We start from the raw sequence: 18,871 nt of genomic DNA on the forward strand, positions 1-18,871 counted from the left end.
CCCCATTCACGCTTTTACGAGATACCCCATGAGTCAGCAAACGCCGTACATTTTCGACGCCACCACGGCCGATTTCGACCAACTGGTGATCGAGGCTTCTTTTCATAAACCGGTGCTGGTGGATTTCTGGGCCGAATGGTGTGCGCCATGCAAGGCGCTGATGCCGATGCTGCAAACCATCGCCGAGAGCTATCAAGGCGAACTGCTGCTGGCCAAGGTCGATTGCGAAGCCGAGCAGGACATCGTCGCGCGCTTTGGCATCCGCAGCCTGCCGACCGTGGTGCTGTTCAAGGATGGTCAACCGGTGGATGGTTTTGCCGGTGCGCAACCGGAATCCGCAGTGCGTGCGCTGCTTGAACCGCATGTGCAGATGCCGCCACCAGCCGCTGCCGATCCGTTCGAACAAGCACAAGCATTGTTTGACGAAGGGCGTTTTGCCGATGCCGAAGCCGCGCTGGTGGTGATGCTCGGCGAAGACAACACCAACGCCAAGGCACTGATCCTCTACGCACGCTGCCTGACCGAACGCGGTGAACTGGGCGAAGCGCAAACCGTGCTCGACGCGGTCAAGAGCGATGAGCACAAAGCCGCACTGGCCGGGGCCAAGGCGCAGATCCAATTCCTCGGCCTGGCCCGCGACCTGCCGGACGCCGCCGACCTGAAAAGCCGTCTGGCGCAAAACCCGCAGGACGATGAAGCGGTGTATCAACTGGCGATCCAGCAACTGGCCCGCCAGCAATACGACGCGGCACTGGACGCGCTGCTCAAGCTATTCGTGCGCAATCGCAGCTACGGCGAAGGCCTGCCGCACAAGACCTTGCTGCAAGTGTTTGAACTGCTGGGCAACGATCACCCGCTGGTCAATACCTACCGCCGCAAGATGTTTGCTGCGCTGTATTAAGCCGCGTTACTCGATCCAGCTATACAGCGGCGTATCCCCGCCGCTCACCACTTTCACATCCGAACTGTGCCGCAGCCGCACCAGCAAACGCTTGCCCGACGCTGCGCTGCCGGTCAGTCCCTCAAGCTGCTCAAGCAGATCCGGCCCGCTGAGCTGCCCAGCCTGGCGCAACAAATCTTGAGCGATCTGCCACAAGGCATCGTCCTGATTCACTGGTTTTGCCGCCGGCACCGCCGCTGCAACCGCGTCCGCCTGCGCAGCCTGAACCTGCCCACCAAACTGCGAACCAAGCCGCGCCCAATCAGCCTCATCCAACTCCAGCGTCAAATCCACCGGCAAGTCGCCGACGGTTCCGCGTATCCGCAACATGAGCTTCGCTCCCGCATTTAACTGACCCGCATGCTCCCATGGGACTTGTGCAACGCCAAGCGCACGGGCATCACTGCATCTGGTATTTATCGTTCAATCATCTACATTGTTCTTTTTTCAATGGGAAGGATGCCCATGTCTTCAGGACGAAAACTTGCTTCAAAGGGAGGCCATTTGGCCTGCGTTTGTCTGAAGTCGCTATGAGTCGACGCTTTTGGATACTTCTGACCGTTCCCCTCCTGCTGATCGTGGCATGGCGCTTCTGGTCGCCTGCCGACCTTTCCGCCTGTTCTCACGATGCCACTGCGCCGGGTCCGCTTACCGCCGTGGTCCGCAATTACTTTGAGGGCAATAGCCGCATAGACTGGCGGGATATGGACGACCGTTTCGACATACTTTCTACTCCAGAAGGCAAAAAAATCGCTGGCCAACCAAAGCCGTACACCTGCGAAGCAGTGCAGATACTGCAAAGTCCGGCGTTCAGTCAGAGTGAAAAAGTCTTCACCGTGGCGCTGATGTTCCAATTGCCGGTCAGTCAGTACATGGGCTTCATGGATCGCAGCCATCAACTCTTCATCGAGGACAGAATAGATCGAGAGGTGATGACACTCGTGGTACTTCCGCGCGGAACGGCCATCAATTACTGGTGGCTGCCGGCATGGCGCCAACGCTTCACTCGCGATGCCCCGAACATTCTCGAACCCAGTCTGGTCAGTCATGTGCTTTCGGGACGTTATTGGTTTGACTATCCAGGCGCGGGCTTCTGACTCCAAAAGCACCACCTCCTATCTGCGCACCATCCCGGGATCTGCTCGGGACGGTGCGCAGTCATGTCTTGCGCAAAGCGGAGCGCACGGGCAAACTCTGCGGACTTTCGTTATAAGATTACATAACAAACCTTTCACTTTACTCCCCGGAGATCGCCATGCGTCGTCTGCTGCTCGCTTTGCCGTTTGCCCTGTTGCCGCTGGCCGTCGCCCAGGCGGCCGATGAGCATGATCACGATCATGAGCACGGTAGCCTTGGCGCTCACGAGCATGGCGTTGGTCGTCTCAATGCCGCACTGGATGGTCAGACGCTGGAACTTGAGCTGGAAAGCCCGGCGATGAATCTGGTTGGCTTTGAACATGTCGCCACCAGCGACGCGGACAAGGCCAAGGTCGCTGCTGCCCGCGCGCAGTTGGAAAAACCATTGGTGCTGTTCAGCCTGCCAACCGCCGCCGGCTGCAAGGTGACCAGCCAGGAACTCGAAAGCCCGCTGTTCGGCGACAAGCCGGATGCCGACGAGCATGACCACGATGAAGCCGCGAAGGATGGTCACGAGCACCACCACGACCACAGCGAAATCCACGCCCACTACCAATTCTCCTGCGCAGCTCCGGGTGCGCTGAAGACGCTGGATCTGGCAAACATCTTCAACACCTTCCCGGCGACTCAGAAAATTCAGGTACAACTGATCAGCCCGAGCGGCCAGCAAGGCATCGAAATCACGGCCAAAGCTGCCGCCCTGAAATTCTGAGATCACGAATCGGCGCCATGACCCAAGCACTCATCGAACTCTCCGACCTCGGCTTCAACTGGCCCGGTCACCCGCCGTTGCTGGATATCCCGGCGTTTCGTCTGGAGCCGGGTGAAACGCTGTTCCTCAAAGGCCCGAGCGGCAGCGGCAAGACCACCTTGCTCGGCCTGCTCGGCGGGGTGCAGAAGCCCGGTCGCGGCAGCATTCGCCTGCTCGGCCAGGAGCTGACTGAACTTGGCGCCGGCGCGCGTGATCGTTTTCGCGTTGATCACACCGGCTATATTTTCCAGCAGTTCAACCTGCTGCCGTTTCTCTCGGTACGCGAGAACGTCGAGCTGCCGTGTCACTTCTCCAAGCTGCGTGCCGAGCGCGCGAAACAGCGCCACGGCAGTGTCGATCAGGCTGCGGCCACCCTGCTGGCGCACTTGGGTCTGAAAGATGAAAGCATTCTCGGGCGGCGCGCGGATTCGCTTTCAATCGGTCAACAACAACGAGTTGCCGCCGCCCGCGCCTTGATCGGCCAACCGGAACTGGTGATCGCCGACGAGCCAACCTCGGCACTGGATTACGACGCGCGGGAAAACTTCATCCGACTGTTGTTCGCCGAATGCCGCGAGGCAGGATCGAGCCTGTTGTTCGTCAGCCACGACCAGAGCCTTGCGCCGCTGTTCGACCGTCACCTGTCCCTGGCCGAGCTCAATCGCGCCGCCACGTCTGCCGAGGTCTGAGATGTATTTGTTCCGTCTGGCCATGGCCAGTCTTGCCAACCGGCGCTTCACCGCGTTACTTACTGCATTCGCGATTGCCCTGTCGGTCTGCCTGCTGCTCGCCGTCGAGCGCGTACGCACCGAGGCCAAAGCCAGTTTCGCCAGCACCATCAGCGGCACTGACCTGATCGTCGGCGCCCGCTCGGGTTCGGTGAATCTGCTGCTGTATTCGGTGTTCCGCATCGGCAACGCCACCAACAATATCCGCTGGGACAGCTTCGAGCACTTCGCCAACAACCCGAAAGTGAAGTGGGCGATTCCGATGTCGCTCGGCGATTCGCATCGCGGCTATCGGGTGATGGGCACCACCGAAGCTTACTTCGAGCACTATCAGTACGGTCGCCAGCAACATCTGGCACTGGCTGACGGCCGCGCATTTGCCACCGATCCGTTCGAAGTAGTGCTCGGCGCCGAAGTCGCCGAAGCGCTGCACTACAAGCTCGGCGATCAACTGGTGCTGGCACACGGCGTGGCAGCGATCAGTCTGGTCAAGCACGACGACAAGCCGTTCACCGTGGTCGGCATTCTCAAGCGCACCGGCACCCCGGTGGATCGCACGTTGCACATCAGCCTCGGCGGCATGGAGGCGATTCACATCGACTGGCACAACGGCGTGCCGGCGCGCGGCAACGGTCGCATCAGCGCCGATCAGGCACGCAACATGGACCTGACGCCGCAGGCGATCACCGCGTTCATGCTCGGCCTCAACAGCAAGATTTCGACTTTTGCGCTGCAACGCGAGATCAATGAATTTCGTGGCGAACCGATGCTGGCGATTCTGCCGGGCGTGGCCTTGCAGGAATTGTGGAGCCTGATGAGCACCGCTGAAAAAGCTTTGTTCGTGGTCTCGTTGTTCGTGGTGCTGACCGGATTGATCGGCATGCTCACGGCGATTCTCACCAGCCTCAACGAGCGTCGGCGTGAGATGGCGATCCTGCGTTCGGTGGGCGCGCGGCCGTGGCACATCGCGACACTGCTGGTACTTGAAGCGTTCGCGCTGGCGCTGACTGGGGTGATTGCCGGGGTCGCATTGCTCTACGTCGGCATCGCCGCAGCGCAGGGCTACGTGCAGGCCAATTACGGTTTGTATCTGCCGCTGGCCTGGCCGAGTGAGTATGAATGGACGCTGCTCGGTGGCATTCTGGGCGCTGCGCTGCTGATGGGCAGTGTGCCGGCCTGGCGCGCGTATCGCCAATCCTTGGCCGATGGCCTGTCGATCCGTTTATGAGGATGTTCACCATGCCCCGCGCCTTGCTTGCGCTGTTGTTCCTGGTCGCCCTGCCCGTGTGGGCAGCGGCGCCGAAAGACCTGACCTGGTCGGAAATGATCCCGCCCGACGCGGCACCGGAAGTGCCGAACATGACGCCGCTGCACGACCTGTCGAAGATGAGCGATGCGCTGGCCGCCGAAGCCGCGCCCGCCGCTAAACAGGACATGCCCAACGCGCCTGTGGTGAAGAGCCTCGACGGGCAGAACATCCGTCTGCCGGGCTACATCGTGCCGCTGGAAGTCAGCGAAGAGGGTCGCACTACGGACTTCTTGCTGGTGCCGTATTTCGGCGCCTGCATCCACGTGCCGCCACCACCGTCGAACCAGATTGTGCATGTGAAAAGCGAAGTCGGCGTGAAACTGGATGAGCTGTATCAGCCGTACTGGGTCGAAGGCCCGATGCAGGTCAAGGCGTCGAGCAGTGAACTGGCGGATGCCGGGTATCAGATGGAGGCGGACAAGATTTATGCGTATGAACTGCCGGAGTGATTCTGCTGGTTTTGTGTTGTTTTTCAGGGCCCCATCGCTGGCAAGCCAGCTCCCACAGGTTGCTGTGGCGACCATACAATTTATGACCGACTCCAATCCCTGTGGGAGCTGGCTTGCCAGCGATGAGGCCGGCAAAGGTTCAACAAAACCTGAGGGGATGACTGTTTCATTGAGCTGAGTCAAAAGACCGTATCAGATGGCTTCGTACCATAGGACATCAAACATTTTTAACGTCCTTTCGGAGCCCCCATGAACAAGTCCTTGCTCAGCGCCTCGCTGGTTGCCCTCGCGCTCGCAGCCCCGCTCGCCCACGCCCACGACGCCGGTGACATCATCGTTCGCGCCGGTGCGATCACCGTCAACCCGAATGCCGACAGCTCCAGCGTCAAGGTCGATCAGGGTCCGTTGAGCGGCGCTAATCTGGGCGGCAAGGCGACCATGAGCAGCGACACGCAGCTGGGTCTGAACTTCGCGTACATGCTGACCAACAACATCGGTATCGAACTGCTCGCCGCCTCGCCGTTCGAGCATGACGTGAAACTCAAAGGCACCGCCCTAGGCGCGGCCAACGGCAAACTCGGCACCTTGAAACACCTGCCGCCAACCCTCAGCGTCGTGTACTACCCACTGGATCCGAAATCGGCGTTCCAGCCGTATGTCGGCGGCGGCATCAACTACACCTGGATCTACGACGAACACGTCGGCAGCCAGGCCCAGTCCAACGGCTTCAGCAACTTCAAGGCGAAAAACTCCTGGGGTCTGGCGTGGCAGGTCGGCGCTGATTACATGATCACCGACAAAATCATGCTCAACGCTCAGGTGCGTTACATCGACATCGATACGCGCGCCACCGTCGAGAACAACGCCGTTGCACCGGGCACTCGCGCCCGGGTGAATGTGGATGTTGATCCATTCATCTACATGGTGGGTCTGGGCTACAAGTTCTAAGAACGTTCACGTGGTGGTGGATGAGGCTTGGTGGTGAGCAGACTTAGAACTGACGGCGACTGCTGTGCAGTTGACCGGGGATAACCCCCTCGCCACAGGGATAGCGATAAATTCCGGCCGTGAAAAAGGCGCCTGTCAAAAGGCGCCTTTTTCATGTCCGCGACAAGCTCAGCGGCCGAGCAACCGCGCCAGACCCACGCTCATCGGCGTCGGTTGCGGGCACTTGAAACGCTCCAGCAAGCGCCGGTTATCCGCCCGCGAATGCCGAATATCCCCCGACCGCGCCGGGCCGTAGCTGATCGGCGGCAACTCACCCACCACCGCCTCCAGCGCCGCCAGCATCTGCTTGAGATTGGTCGCCTGATTCCAGCCGACATTCACCGCGCCGACTTCCACTTCAGGCTTCTCGATCGCCTGCACCAGCACATCCACCAGATCTTCCACATAGAGAAAATCGCGGGTCTGCTCGCCATCACCAAACACGGTGATCGGCAGGCCATTGGCCGCGCGCTCGCTGAAGATGCTGATCACCCCGGAGTACGGCGAGGACGGGTCCTGGCGCGGGCCGAAGATGTTGAAGAAGCGGAAAATCACCGGCTCCAGATCGTGCTGGCGGCGATAGAAATCGAAGTAGTGCTCACCGGCCAGTTTGTCGGAAGCATATGGCGTCAACGGCGCTTTCGGCGTGTCTTCATCAATCGACTCGCCTTCGCCATTGTTGCCGTACACCGCCGCGCTGGAGGCGTACAGCACACGTTTGACGCCAGCCTGACGCATGGCTTCGCACACGTTCAGCGTGCCGATGAAATTGCTCTGATGAGTTTTCACCGGATCATCCACCGAGGCTTGCACCGACGCGACGGCGGCCAGATGCGCGACCGCGCTGCAACCCTGCATCGCCTGCGCAACCAGCGCTGCATCGGCGACATCGCCAACGATCAGTTCGACCTTGGGATTGTCCAGCGGCAGATTGCTGCGCTTACCGGTCGACAGGTCATCGAGGATGCGCACCGAGTGGCCGCTGGCGAGCAACGCGTCGGTCAGGTGCGAGCCGATGAAACCGGCGCCGCCGGTGATTAGAACGGGGCCGTCAGCCATGGCGATAAAACCTATCCAGTAAGCCCGGGAGCGCGGCACGCCAGGCGCGCGGCTTGATCCCGAAAGTGTGCAGAATTTTCTTGCAGGCGAGCACCGCGTGCTGCGGCTCTTCGGCGGCGTCCGGACGTGCGGCATGCGCCTGCGCGGTCGGCGCTTCAATGGCCAACGGATGCAGGCCGCGCGCTTCGGTGAGAATCGCCTGACCCAGCGCCAGCGGCGTGGTCGCCTCATGACCCGCGTAGTGGTAAGTGCCCCACAGCGGCGCGGCGCAATCGAGTTGTTTGAGCACCGAAATGATCACGCGAGCGGCGTCATCGACCGGGGTCGGATTACCTCGACGGTCGTCGGCCAGCAGCAATTCGTCCGGTTGTTCGGCGCGGGCGAGGAACCGCCCGAGGGTGCCGTCGGCGCTGTCGTCGAGCAGCCAGCCGAAACGCAACAGCACATGCTGCGGACAGGTTGCGCGCACGCTTTGCTCGATGCGCCACAAGGCCTGACCACGCAAACCCAGCGGCACCGGCTCATCTTTTTCGCTGTAAGCGGTCGCACGCGAGCCGTCGAACACCCGATAACTGGACGGCTGCACCAGCACGATGTTGTGGTGCTGGCACAATTCGGCCAGACGCTCGATCGCGTGCTCCTGTGCGGACAGTCGGGTTTCGCTGACCGTCTCGGCCTGGAACCAGTCGAAATAATAGGCGAGGTTGATCAACGCATCGGGACGGGTGTCGTCGAGCAGTTGCGTCAGGCTCGCGGCATCCCAGCCGTCTTCTGGTGGGCGGGGGGCGAGGAAACCGATGTCTTCCTCCGCGCCGAGGCGAATCAGCGCTTGCCCAAGGGCATTTCCGCCGCCCAGTAACATAAGGCGCATTCGCATAAAGTCAGCAGGCCCAGTCTGATTGGAACGATGGCTTTGGCGACGGCACTTGTGGCGCCGTCGTCGATAATTGCCGGAATCGTTGCATTTTGCGGGTTTAGTGCGCAACCGTCATCCGTAAAGTGTTGATTGCCGGGATTTGTGCCGTGGCTACTGGCCTCATCGCTGGCAAGCCAGCGATGAGGCCCTGACAGGCAGACTAGATCCTGAGTGGTACTTGCAACTTCCAACAGCCACCCGCATAACTGAAACCATGAATCTGCCCCTCCCCGCCAATAGCGCGCTGGCAGGCTTCCACCCCGCCGTCAGCGCCTGGTTCAGCAGCACATTCCCGTCGGTCACCGCCGCCCAGGCCCGCGCATGGCCGTTGATCCGCCAGCGCCATTCGACGCTGATCGCTGCGCCCACGGGCTCCGGCAAAACCCTCACCGCGTTCCTCGCCGTGCTTGATGACCTGGTGCACCGAGGGCTGGAAAACCCCGACGGCCTGCCGGACGAAACCCTGGTGGTGTACATCTCGCCACTCAAGGCACTGTCGAACGACATCCGCATCAACCTGCAAAACCCGCTGGCCGGTATCACTGAACAACTGCAGCGGATGAATTTGCCGCCCGTGCACATCAGTACCGCCGTGCGCACCGGCGACACCCCGCAAAAAGACCGCGCGGCCATGCGCAAAACCGCGCCGCACATTCTGGTGACCACGCCGGAATCGCTGTATGTGCTACTCGGCTCGGATTCCGGGCGCAAAATGCTCGGCAGCACGCGCACGGTGATCGTCGATGAAATCCATGCCATCGCCGCCGGCAAACGCGGCAGTCACCTGGCGCTGAGCCTCGAGCGCCTGCAAGCCTTGTGCGCCGAACCGCTGACGCGCATCGGCCTCTCGGCCACGCAAAAACCCATCGATACGGTGGCGCGGTTTCTCGTCGGCCATCAGCGGCCCTGCGAGATCATCGACATCGGCCACGCCCGTCCACGGGATCTGGGCATCGAAGTGCCGCCAGTGCCGTTGTCGGCGGTGATGTCGCATGACATCTGGGAACTGGTCTATGACCGCCTCGCCACGCTCGCCCGAGAACACCGCACCACGCTGATTTTCGTCAACACCCGGCGCCTCGCCGAACGCCTGAGCCGGCACCTGAGCGAACGCCTCGGCAAACACGCCGTGGCCGCGCACCACGGCAGTCTGGCCAAGGAATTTCGCCTCGACGCCGAACAGCGCCTCAAGCGCGGCGAGCTGCAAGTGCTGATCGCCACCGCGTCGCTGGAACTGGGCATCGATATCGGCGAAGTGGATCTGGTCTGCCAGATCGCCTCGCCGCGTTCGATTGCCGGTTTTCTGCAACGCGTCGGCCGTTCCGGGCACCAGGTTGGCGGCACGCCCAAGGGCCGACTGTTCGCCACCAGCCGCGACGACCTGATCGAATGCGCCGCGCTGCTCGACTGCGTGCGCCGGGGTGAACTCGACACCCTGCACATTCCCCAAGCGCCGCTGGATGTATTGGCGCAGCAGATCATCGCCGAAGTCAGTTGTCAGGAATGGGCCGAAGACGATTTGCTCGCGCTGTTTCGCCGTGCCGAGCCTTACGCGCAGCTCGACGAAAAACACTATCAGGCGCTGCTGACGATGCTCGCCGAAGGCTATAACGGCCGCCAAGGGATTCGCAGCGCTTACCTGCATCGCGACGCGGTCAACCGCACCCTGCGCGGCCGACGCGGCGCACGGCTGACGGCGGTCACCAGCGGTGGCACGATTCCGGACAACGCCGATTACAGCGTGCTGCTCGAACCGCAAGGGCTGAACATCGGCAGCGTCAACGAAGACTTCGCCGTCGAAAGCATTGCCGGGGACATCTTTCAGCTCGGCAACACCTCCTACCGGATCCTGCGGGTCGAGTCGGGCAAGGTGCGGGTCGAAGATGCGCACGGGCAGTCGCCGACCATCCCGTTCTGGCTCGGCGAAGCACCGGGGCGCACCGCCGAACTGTCCAGTGCCGTGGCACGCCTGCAAGCGCAGCTCGACCAGTTACTCAGCGCCACGCCGGGGGATCTGCAACCGGCCCTCGACTGGCTGACCAACACCCTGGGCCTGAACCGCGCCAGCGCCGAACAACTGGTGGATTATCTGGCCCGCGCACGCCTGACCCTCGGCGCTTTGCCGTCGCAGGACACGCTGCTGATGGAACGGTTTTTCGATGAGTCCGGCGGCACGCAGTTGGTCATCCATTCGCCGTTCGGCAGCCGCATCAACCGCGCCTGGGGCCTGGCCCTGCGCAAGCGTTTCTGCCGCACGTTCAATTTCGAATTGCAGGCCGCTGCCAGTGAGGACGCCATCGTCTTATCGCTGTCCACCAGTCACAGTTTCGAACTCGACGAAGTCTGGCGCTATGTGCACAGCAACACCGCCGAGCATCTGCTGATTCAAGCGGTGCTGGAGGCGCCGCTGTTCGGCGTGCGCTGGCGCTGGAATGCCGGAGTGGCGCTGGCGCTGCCACGGTTCACTGGCGGGCGCAAAGTCGCGCCGCAGTTGCAACGGATGAAAAGCGAAGACCTGATCGCCGGGGTGTTTCCCGATCAGATTGCCTGCCTGGAAAACCTCGCCGGCGAGCGCGAAATCCCTGAGCACCCGCTGGTGGAACAAACGCTGAATGATTGCCTGCACGAGGCGCTGGACAGCGACGGCTGGCTCAATCTGTTGCGGCGCATGGAGCGCGGCGAAGTGCGTTTGCTCAGCCGCGATCTACCGGCGCCGTCGCCACTGGCGGCGGAAATTCTCAGCGCCAAGCCCTATGCGTTTCTCGACGATGCGCCGCTGGAAGAACGCCGCACCCAGGCGGTAATGAACCGGCGCTGGAGCGACCCCGAATCCACTGACGACCTCGGCGCGCTGGATGTCGATGCGATCAGCGCCGTGCGTGAAGAAGCCTGGCCGACCGCGCATAACGTCGATGAAATGCACGAAGCGCTGATGAGCCTCGCCTGCATCAGCGAAGCCGAAGTGCAGACCAACGAGCATTGGCACGACTGGCTGCAAGCGCTGGCCGAGAATGGTCGCGCCTGCCGCATGCAGATCGATCAGCAACACACGTTGTGGCTGGCGCGCGAACGCCTGACCTTACTGCAGGCACTTTATCCACAGGCGGTTTTGCAACCGGCGTTCGAAGCCCTACCCGGTTTCGACGAGGCGTGGACAGCTGCAGACGCGTTGGTCGAAGTCATCCGCGCGCGGCTCGGTGCTTTCGGCCCACTGCCGCTCGCGAACATCGCCAGACCGTTGGCGCTGTCCACTTCACAGGTCACTCAAGCCTTGGCGCAACTGGAGCGTGAAGGTTATGTGCTGCGCGGTCAGTTCACGCCGGGCGTGGCCGTCGAAGAATGGTGCGAACGGCACTTGCTGGCGCGAATTCATCGCTACACGGTCAAGCGTCTGCGCCGGGAAATCGAACCGGTTGCCTTGCAGGACTTCATACGGTTTCTGTTCGACTGGCAGCATTTATCGCCCGCGACTCAGGGTCAGGGCAGCGCAGTGTTGCCGGCGATTGTCGGCCAGTTCGAAGGGTATCCGGCAGCGGCTTCGGCATGGGACAGCGATATCCTTCCGGCCAGGCTGAAAGACTATTCGCCGAGCTGGCTGGATGATCTGTGCCGCAACGGCAAACTGGTGTGGACGCGCCTGAGTGCCCGGCAAAAAATCAGCGGCACGGCGTTGCGCAGTACGCCGGTGGTGTTGCTGCCGCGCAGCCAGGTCGGATTGTGGGGCGCGCTGGCAGAGCAGACGCCAGTCAGCGAACTGTCGCTGAAAACGCAGAAGGTTTTCGAAGCGCTGAGTCAGCACGGCGCCTTGTTTTTCGATGAGCTGATTCACGAAGCGCATCTGCTGCGCGCCGAACTGGAAATCGCCTTGCAGGAACTGGTCGGCGCCGGTCTGGTAAACGCCGACAGCTTCGCCGGACTGCGAGCGCTGATCACCCCGGCCAGCAAGCGCCAGCAACGCAGCAGTCGCCGTGGGCGCGGGGCGTTTGTCGGCGGGATGGACGATGCCGGGCGTTGGGCGTTGTTGCGGCGTAGCCCCGCGCCCGCTGTGGACAAAATTCCAGCCGAAACACTGGAGCACATTGCGATGACCTTGCTGCGGCGCTATGGCGTGGTGTTCTGGCGCTTGCTCGAACGCGAAGCGGATTGGCTGCCGAGCTGGCGTGAATTGCTGCGCACCTTCCATCGACTGGAAGCACGCGGCGAGATTCGTGGCGGGCGGTTTGTCAGTGGTCTGGGGGGTGAACAGTTTGCGTTGCCGGAGGCGATTGCGCTGCTGCGCGAAGTGCGCCGTCGCGAGCATGACGGCGCGCTGATTGCGGTGTGCGGGGTGGATCCGCTGAACCTCGCCGGGACGCTATTACCCGGCGCGAAAGTGCCAGCGCTGGCGAGCAATCGGCTGGTGTATCGCGACGGCTTGCCGGTTGCAGCGCTGATTGCCGGCAAGCCGCTGTTCTGGGTAGAGCTGGATGCAGAGGCCATGGCGCAGATTCGCAGCAAACTGATCCGGCACTGAGGTTGTCTGCTCTGGCCCCATCGCTGGCAAGCCAGCTCCCACAGGTTTCGGTGTGATGCTGAAATCACCAACACACCACAAATCACTGTGAAAGGGTTCTGTCTGCTGCTGAAATCACCGGCACACCACAAATCTTTGTGAAGGGGTTCTGTGTGATGCTGAAATCGCCGGCACACCACAAGTCACTGTGGGAGCTGGCTTGCCAGCGATGAGGCCGGCAGCTCCAGCACAGACATTTGCCCTCAGGTACGCGAAGGCTGCGGCAACACCACTGGCGATTGTTCCGGCGCGCCCCCCTCCTCCTCATGCTCACCCTCCCGTTTGGGCAACAAAACCTGCTGTGGATAAGTCTGCGCGAAATGCACCCACGGGCTGTTATCCACAAGCTTCTTCAAGCGCTGGTTAAACGCACGACTCACCGCATACTGCCCGCCCGACACCGTGCGGAATTGCGCCGTCAGCACCACGCCATTCAGATCCATGCGGTCGACGCCAAACACATCCAGCGGCCCTTGCAGGTTGTACTTGAGGAACGGGTCTTCACGGATCGAATCACCTGCCTCGCGGATCAGCTCAATCGCCTTGTCGACATCAGTGTCGTAGGTGAACTGCACCGAGAAAAACGCGTAAGCAAACTGCCGCGATTGGTTGGTCACAGCCTTGATCTGGCCGAACGGCACCGAGTGCACAAAACCCTTGCCGTCACGCAGGCGCAAGGTACGAATCGTCAGCCCTTCGACAGTGCCGGCATGCCCGGAATCGAGCACCACCCAATCGCCAATCGACAGCGTGTCTTCGATGATGATGAACAGCCCGGTGATCACGTCCTGCACCAGTTGCTGCGAACCGAAACCGATGGCCAGACCGACCACCCCGGCACCTGCCAACAGCGGCGCAACGTTGATCCCCAGATTGGCCATGGTGGTGATCGCACAGATCACCACCAGAATGATTTTGATCGCGTTGCGCAGCAGCGGCAGAATGGTTTTCACCCGCGTACTCGGCTGACGCGCCGAGCGTTTGCTGACCGGCGGTTTCAACGCTTCCTGAATCGCCGTGTCGAGCACCACCCACAACAGCCAGGTCACAAGCAAGATCAGGCCAATGCTGCTCAAGGCGTTGCTGATCGCCCGGCCAACCGTACTGCTCTGGGCGAAGTCGAGCAGCGACACGCCCCAGATCCGCCCGAGAATATCGATGAAGGCGACTGCCATGACGATGCGCAACAAGGCGTACGAGAGGCTGAGAAAACGCTCCTTGTAAGCGCTGCTGCGCTGTAGCGCCGTGGCTTTGCGCGACTTGAACAGGTGCTGCAGGATGGTGCTGAGAAACACCGTGCCAATCAACAGCACCATGGTGAACAACGCACAGCGCAGCGCCTTCTGGTTGTCTTCGCCGATACCAATCAGGTTGACCGCCGACACCAGCACCATCAGCACAATCGGCCAGTACCAGAGGCCGGAAAAAATCCGCAGCGATTCCTGTAGTGATGGCTGTTTCAGACGCTGACTCAGCGAGCGATTGCGGATCAAGTGTGCCACCGGCCGGCGCATGCGAATCACCACCAGGCCGAAGATGATCGAGGCGAACAGACCGGTGAATACCGCCACGCTGCTGGTGATGTTGCCGCCCAGCTGCCGCGCGATCTGCGGGCTGGTCAACGCATCACTGAGCGCCGCGAGGAAGCCAATCAGGAACAACGGTTTCGGGCAGTAATCGCGCAGGATCTGCACGGCCGGGCGTTTATGGCCGGTGTTGAACATCACCACCACGCATAACAGTATCGAAGTGGAAAATATCCCGCTGCTGGTGGCGTAGGCCAGGCACAGCGCCAGCGCGCGGCCGACCGAGGCATCAAGAAAGTGGCTGACGTACAGCGTCAGTGGCAGGCAGACCAGCGCCGGCAAAGTGTAAGGCAGCAAATAACCGATCAGATCCTGACTGCGCTGGCGAGTGCGCAGCCAGCGGCCTTCGCGCATGCGTTTGGCGAGCACGCTGCCGAGCACCGTCAACACCGCGAAGGTGCCGAGCCAGACCCCGGAGAGCATGAGGAAATCCCCGGCCACGCTCCAGCCCGAGCGATTCGCCGGTTGATTGACCAGCTTGTCGACTTCATCCGCCGCACGGTCGGCACGCAGCCGCCAGGCATCGACCAGATGCTCGTTGAGGTCGAGCTTGTCCTGAACGTCGTCGATGCCCGAACTGATCGCGCCGAGCAGTCCGCCCTGTACCAGCGGCTCGGGTTTGGCCGGCTCCTCGCTGGCGGCGGGGACGCCTGGCAACGTCACGGCTTGTGCGGCGTTGGCGCCGAATAACAGCAGCGCCCCGAATAGAATTGCGGCTCTGAACTTGATCAAAACGCCTCGACCTCTTGGCTGAACCTGTCAGGAACTGATCGATATTTGGTCGGCAAGTTCAAGATCCCCTCACCCCAGCCCTCTCCCCGAGGGAGAGGGGGCCGACCGAAGTGTCTTGCGAGTGACATCGACCGGAAAGACCGCAGCGCTTAGGGGTTTGGAACTCGAATTCAACTCGGTTTTTCAGGTCGATGTATAGCGCGAGACACCTCGGTCAGTCCCCTCTCCCCCGGGGAGAGGGTTAGGGTGAGGGGCTTTTGATCTTCGACCGTCCATAGCCTCACCGAAACTTTCCCCCGTCCGCCACAGTCATCAACAAACACAGGCAACACGAGGACTTTCGACGGGAGGCGACATGGCGGCGATTCACATTGGTATTTCAGGCTGGCGCTACACCCCGTGGCGCGGGGATTTCTACCCTAAAGGGCTGACGCAGAAACGCGAATTGCAATTCGCCTCGCGAGCCGTCAACAGCATCGAAATCAACGGCTCGTTCTACCCCCTGCAACGGCCGGAGCGCTATGCCCAGTGGTACGCCGAAACGCCCGCCGACTTCGTGTTCAGCGTCAAGGCACCGCGTTTCATTACACACGTGCGCCGCTTGCGCGACATCTGCAAACCGCGCCCCGGCGAACCCGCTGCCGAAGGAGCGCTGGCATGAGCATTTCCGAGCCGGTCGGGTTTACCGACGAGACCACCGAGGTCACGCCGACCGTGCGCAGTTTCACGGTGCTGACGGTCAACACCCACAAAGGTTTCACCGCGCTGAACCGGCGTTTCATCTTGCCGGAACTGCGTGAGGCGGTGCGCAGCGTGTCGGCTGATGTGGTGTTCTTGCAGGAAGTGCACGGCACCCACGAGCACCATCCCAAGCGCTACAACAACTGGCCGACCATGCCGCAATACGAGTTTCTCGCCGACAGCTTGTGGCCGCAGTTCGCTTACGGGCGCAACGCCGTATACCAGGACGGCGATCACGGCAATGCGCTGCTGTCGAAATTCCAGATCGTGCGTCACGACAATCTCGACGTGTCGATCAGCGGCCATGAGAACCGTGGCCTGCTGCATTGTGTGTTGCGCCTGCCCGGCGATGATCGTGAACTGCACGCGATCTGCGTTCACTTGGGCTTGCACGAGAGTCATCGCAACGAACAGCTTCGCCTACTGAATGAGCGCCTGTCCGAGCTGCCAGACGATGCGCCGGTGATCGTTGCCGGTGACTTCAATGACTGGCGCCAGCGCGCCGATGCAGTGCTCAAACCGTGCGGCCTGCGCGAAGTGTTCGCCGAGCACCACGGCAAACCGGCGCGCAGTTTCCCGGCTCGACTGCCCGTGCTGCGCCTCGACCGAATTTACGTGCGCAACCTCAAGGCCCGCCAGCCGAAAGTCCTGGCCAATCGGCCTTGGTCGCACCTTTCCGACCACGCACCGTTATCGGTGGAGATCGAACTATGAGCAGCGCACCGCTGGAGAAATCCGCCGTGGAAACCATCGCCATCACTCCGCCCGTGCGCCAGCCCGGCAACGTTGATGTCGAGTACCGCTGGCAGGGCAACAACCGTGTCGAATTGCTGGAGAACGGCGAGGAATATTTCCCGCGCGTGTTCGAAGCGATGCGCGCGGCGAAAAGCGAAATCCTGCTCGAGACCTTCATCGTCTTCGAAGACAAGGTCGGCAACGAGTTGCAGCAGATTCTGATCGACGCTGCGCAGCGCGGCGTACGCACTACGGTGAGCCTCGACGGCTTCGGTTGCGGCGAATTGACCAGCGCTTATCTGACGGCGTTGAGCGATGCCGGCGTGCATTTGCAGATGTTCGATCCGGCGCCAAAACGATTGGGGATTCGCACCAATTGGTTCCGGCGTCTGCACCGCAAGATTGTGGTGGTCGACGGCACGTTGGCGTTTATTGGCGGGATCAATTTTTCCGGTGATCACCTGGCCGATTTCGGCCCTGAGGCGAAGCAGGATTATTCAGTGGAAATTCAGGGGCCGGCGGTGGCCGACATCCATCATTTCGCCCTGTTGCAAAGCGGTCGTCCGGGCCGCGCACGGTTCTGGTGGCAACGCCGGCGCCAGCGTCGCGCAGACATGGCTTCGAGTGATCATGACGGCCAGATTCGCCTGGTATTCCGCGACAACGATCAGCACACCACCGACATTGAAGATGTGTACATGCAGGTCTTACGTACGGCACAGCGGCGCGTGGTGATCGCCAACGCTTATTTCTTTCCCGGTTATCGCTTGCTGCGGGAAATCCGCAACGCCGCCCGTCGCGGTGTCGAGGTCCGGCTGATTTTGCAGGGCGAGCCGGACATGCTGGTGGCCAAACTTGCCGCGCGCATGACCTACGACTATCTGCTCAAGGCCGGGGTGCATATTCACGAGTATTGCGAGCGGCCACTGCACGGCAAGGTCGCGCTGGTGGACGACGACTGGAGCACCGTCGGCTCGAGCAATCTTGACCCGCTGAGCCTGTCGCTCAACCTTGAAGCCAACGTGCTGATTCGCGACCGTGGGTTCAATCAGCACTTGTTCGAGCGCCTCGAAGACTTGAGCAACAATCACTGCAAGGCCATGGACGCAGACGAGCTGCCGCGCGGTCGCATCTGGCACTTGACCGTGGGCTTTCTGGTGTTCCACTTCCTGCGGGTTTTTCCGGCAATGGCCGGTTGGTTGCCGGCGCACAAGCCAAGGCTCACGCCCTTTGTGCATGTCGCCGGGAGTGTTGATAAATGAGCCATTCAGAAGCTTCCGTTGGGACGCATTCGGCTGCCGCGACCAAGTCGCGCTGGAGTCGCTGGAAACGTCCGCTGACCATCGTGTTTTTTCTGGCGCTGATTGCGCTGTTGACCACATTCGCCATGCGCATCGAATGGACCGAAGTCTTGCAAACGCTGGCCGACTTCAAGGTGCGCACGCTGATCATCGCTTCCAGCCTGACGCTGGTGAGCTTTCTGGTGTACGCCAGTTTCGACCTGATCGGCCGCACCTATATTCGGCAGGATCTGACCTGGAAACAAATCCTGCCGGTGGGCGTGATCAGCTACGCATTCAACCTCAATCTGAGCGCCTGGGTCGGCGGCATCGCCATGCGTTATCGGCTGTATTCTCGACTTGGCGTGAGCAAGGGCAACATCGCCAAGATCCTCGGCTTGAGCCTGGCGACCAATTGGTTTGGCTACATGACCATCGCCGGCGTGGTGTTCAGCAGCGGACTGGTCACCATGCCGCCGGGCTGGAAAGTCAGCAGCACTGCGTTGCAGGGTATTGGTGTGTTGTTGCTGCTGGTGAGCGCCGGATACCTCGCCGCGTGTCAGTTTTCCCGCCGTCGCGAGTGGTCGATTCGCGGGGTGGAAATCAATCTGCCGTCGTTGCGCATGGCGGTCTTGCAACTGCTGCTCGGCGCGCTGAACTGGTCGTTGATGGCGGCGGTGATCTTCACCTTGCTGCCGAGCAAACTGGACTATCCGATGGTGCTCGGGGTGCTGTTGATCAGCGCGATTGCCGGGGTCATCACGCATATCCCTGCGGGGCTCGGAGTGCTGGAAGCGGTGTTTGTGGCGCTCCTGCAACACGAGGCTTCGCGCGGAAGCCTGGTGGCGGGACTGCTCGCGTATCGGGCGATTTATTTTCTGTTGCCGTTGTTGATTACGCTGGTGATGTATCTGCTGGTTGAGGCCAAGGCCAAGTCGTTGCGGATTGAGAAGAAGCCGAGGCATTAGC

At 61.4% G+C, this 18,871-nt stretch carries 15 protein-coding genes and 1 pseudogene; 12 read left to right on the top strand and 4 right to left on the bottom strand.

Annotated features, from left to right (window positions below; translation table 11 throughout):
• Positions 1–28: 28 nt before the first annotated feature.
• Positions 29–901, top strand: coding sequence for a thioredoxin (gene trxA, locus ACP7BN_RS13670; protein WP_420648582.1), 873 nt, complete (start codon positions 29–31; stop codon positions 899–901).
• 6 nt (positions 902–907) lie between these two features.
• Here trxA and ACP7BN_RS13675 read toward each other — a convergent pair whose 3' ends face one another.
• Positions 908–1,270, bottom strand: a complete 363-nt coding sequence (locus ACP7BN_RS13675; RefSeq protein WP_426204757.1) for a hypothetical protein — start codon at positions 1,268–1,270, stop codon at positions 908–910.
• Between the two features lie 200 nt (positions 1,271–1,470).
• Here ACP7BN_RS13675 and ACP7BN_RS13680 point away from each other — a divergent pair, with 200 nt between their 5' ends.
• The 6 genes from ACP7BN_RS13680 to ACP7BN_RS13705 all read left to right on the top strand — a co-directional run bounded on the left by ACP7BN_RS13680 (position 1,471) and on the right by ACP7BN_RS13705 (position 6,262).
• The gene (locus tag ACP7BN_RS13680) at positions 1,471–2,037 is read left to right on the top strand and encodes a hypothetical protein (protein WP_426204758.1); all 567 of its coding nucleotides are present in this window, start codon (positions 1,471–1,473) and stop codon (positions 2,035–2,037) included.
• A gap of 158 nt (positions 2,038–2,195) precedes the next feature.
• The gene (locus ACP7BN_RS13685) at positions 2,196–2,789 is read left to right on the top strand and encodes a DUF2796 domain-containing protein (RefSeq protein ID WP_426204760.1); all 594 of its coding nucleotides are present in this window, start codon (positions 2,196–2,198) and stop codon (positions 2,787–2,789) included.
• A 17-nt stretch (positions 2,790–2,806) separates the two neighbouring features.
• Positions 2,807–3,517: an ABC transporter ATP-binding protein gene (locus ACP7BN_RS13690; protein ID WP_007966120.1), complete on the top strand. Its 711-nt coding sequence runs from the start codon at positions 2,807–2,809 to the stop codon at positions 3,515–3,517.
• Between the two features lies 1 nt (position 3,518).
• A complete protein-coding gene (locus tag ACP7BN_RS13695) occupies positions 3,519–4,784 on the top strand; it encodes an ABC transporter permease (protein WP_426204762.1) in 1,266 nt (421 codons plus the stop codon).
• 11 nt (positions 4,785–4,795) lie between these two features.
• A complete protein-coding gene (locus ACP7BN_RS13700) occupies positions 4,796–5,314 on the top strand; it encodes a DUF3299 domain-containing protein (RefSeq protein ID WP_426204764.1) in 519 nt (172 codons plus the stop codon).
• Between the two features lie 249 nt (positions 5,315–5,563).
• Positions 5,564–6,262, top strand: coding sequence for an OmpW/AlkL family protein (locus ACP7BN_RS13705; protein ID WP_426204765.1), 699 nt, complete (start codon positions 5,564–5,566; stop codon positions 6,260–6,262).
• 168 nt (positions 6,263–6,430) lie between these two features.
• Here the strand turns inward: ACP7BN_RS13705 and ACP7BN_RS13710 are convergent, their stop codons facing one another.
• Complete coding sequence (locus tag ACP7BN_RS13710; RefSeq protein ID WP_426204767.1) at positions 6,431–7,360, bottom strand: NAD-dependent epimerase/dehydratase family protein; 930 nt, start codon at positions 7,358–7,360, stop codon at positions 6,431–6,433.
• Positions 7,353–8,237, bottom strand: coding sequence for a sugar nucleotide-binding protein (locus ACP7BN_RS13715; RefSeq protein WP_420648590.1), 885 nt, complete (start codon positions 8,235–8,237; stop codon positions 7,353–7,355). The genes ACP7BN_RS13710 and ACP7BN_RS13715 overlap by 8 nt, the downstream gene beginning before the upstream one ends.
• A gap of 253 nt (positions 8,238–8,490) precedes the next feature.
• On the opposite strand from ACP7BN_RS13715, the gene ACP7BN_RS13720 reads away from it, so the two are divergent.
• Entirely contained in the window at positions 8,491–12,789 is a 4,299-nt protein-coding gene (locus tag ACP7BN_RS13720) for a DEAD/DEAH box helicase (protein ID WP_426204770.1), read from the top strand.
• Positions 12,790–13,031: 242 nt separating this feature from the next.
• Here ACP7BN_RS13720 and ACP7BN_RS13725 read toward each other — a convergent pair whose 3' ends face one another.
• Complete coding sequence (locus ACP7BN_RS13725) at positions 13,032–15,146, bottom strand: mechanosensitive ion channel domain-containing protein (RefSeq protein ID WP_426204772.1); 2,115 nt, start codon at positions 15,144–15,146, stop codon at positions 13,032–13,034.
• A 355-nt stretch (positions 15,147–15,501) separates the two neighbouring features.
• Between ACP7BN_RS13725 and ACP7BN_RS13730 the strand changes: the two are divergent.
• The 4 genes and pseudogenes from ACP7BN_RS13730 to ACP7BN_RS13745 form a co-directional block, all read left to right on the top strand.
• Positions 15,502–15,768, top strand: a pseudogene (locus ACP7BN_RS13730) (DUF72 domain-containing protein); the annotation flags it as partial.
• Between the two features lie 35 nt (positions 15,769–15,803).
• Positions 15,804–16,601, top strand: a complete 798-nt coding sequence (locus tag ACP7BN_RS13735; protein ID WP_426204775.1) for an endonuclease/exonuclease/phosphatase family protein — start codon at positions 15,804–15,806, stop codon at positions 16,599–16,601.
• The gene (gene clsB / locus ACP7BN_RS13740) at positions 16,598–17,884 is read left to right on the top strand and encodes a cardiolipin synthase ClsB (RefSeq protein ID WP_426204776.1); all 1,287 of its coding nucleotides are present in this window, start codon (positions 16,598–16,600) and stop codon (positions 17,882–17,884) included. The genes ACP7BN_RS13735 and clsB overlap by 4 nt, the downstream gene beginning before the upstream one ends.
• Positions 17,881–18,870: a lysylphosphatidylglycerol synthase domain-containing protein gene (locus tag ACP7BN_RS13745; protein WP_426204778.1), complete on the top strand. Its 990-nt coding sequence runs from the start codon at positions 17,881–17,883 to the stop codon at positions 18,868–18,870. Before clsB ends, ACP7BN_RS13745 begins: the two co-directional genes overlap by 4 nt.
• Position 18,871: the final 1 nt, after the last annotated feature.

It is taken from the genome of Pseudomonas sp. TWP3-1, assembly GCF_049896625.1.
Classification (GTDB): domain Bacteria; phylum Pseudomonadota; class Gammaproteobacteria; order Pseudomonadales; family Pseudomonadaceae; genus Aquipseudomonas.

Excerpts from the sequence above, each read along its gene's own strand:
- trxA (WP_420648582.1), top strand. The coding sequence starts at position 29 with ATGAGTCAGCAAACGCCGTACATTTTCGACGCCACCACGGCCGATTTC.
- ACP7BN_RS13675 (WP_426204757.1), bottom strand. The coding sequence starts at position 1,270 with ATGTTGCGGATACGCGGAACCGTCGGCGACTTGCCGGTGGATTTGACG.
- ACP7BN_RS13680 (WP_426204758.1), top strand. The coding sequence starts at position 1,471 with ATGAGTCGACGCTTTTGGATACTTCTGACCGTTCCCCTCCTGCTGATC.
- ACP7BN_RS13685 (WP_426204760.1), top strand. The coding sequence starts at position 2,196 with ATGCGTCGTCTGCTGCTCGCTTTGCCGTTTGCCCTGTTGCCGCTGGCC.
- ACP7BN_RS13690 (WP_007966120.1), top strand. The coding sequence starts at position 2,807 with ATGACCCAAGCACTCATCGAACTCTCCGACCTCGGCTTCAACTGGCCC.
- ACP7BN_RS13695 (WP_426204762.1), top strand. The coding sequence starts at position 3,519 with ATGTATTTGTTCCGTCTGGCCATGGCCAGTCTTGCCAACCGGCGCTTC.
- ACP7BN_RS13700 (WP_426204764.1), top strand. The coding sequence starts at position 4,796 with ATGCCCCGCGCCTTGCTTGCGCTGTTGTTCCTGGTCGCCCTGCCCGTG.
- ACP7BN_RS13705 (WP_426204765.1), top strand. The coding sequence starts at position 5,564 with ATGAACAAGTCCTTGCTCAGCGCCTCGCTGGTTGCCCTCGCGCTCGCA.
- ACP7BN_RS13710 (WP_426204767.1), bottom strand. The coding sequence starts at position 7,360 with ATGGCTGACGGCCCCGTTCTAATCACCGGCGGCGCCGGTTTCATCGGC.
- ACP7BN_RS13715 (WP_420648590.1), bottom strand. The coding sequence starts at position 8,237 with ATGCGAATGCGCCTTATGTTACTGGGCGGCGGAAATGCCCTTGGGCAA.
- ACP7BN_RS13720 (WP_426204770.1), top strand. The coding sequence starts at position 8,491 with ATGAATCTGCCCCTCCCCGCCAATAGCGCGCTGGCAGGCTTCCACCCC.
- ACP7BN_RS13735 (WP_426204775.1), top strand. The coding sequence starts at position 15,804 with ATGAGCATTTCCGAGCCGGTCGGGTTTACCGACGAGACCACCGAGGTC.
- clsB (WP_426204776.1), top strand. The coding sequence starts at position 16,598 with ATGAGCAGCGCACCGCTGGAGAAATCCGCCGTGGAAACCATCGCCATC.
- ACP7BN_RS13745 (WP_426204778.1), top strand. The coding sequence starts at position 17,881 with ATGAGCCATTCAGAAGCTTCCGTTGGGACGCATTCGGCTGCCGCGACC.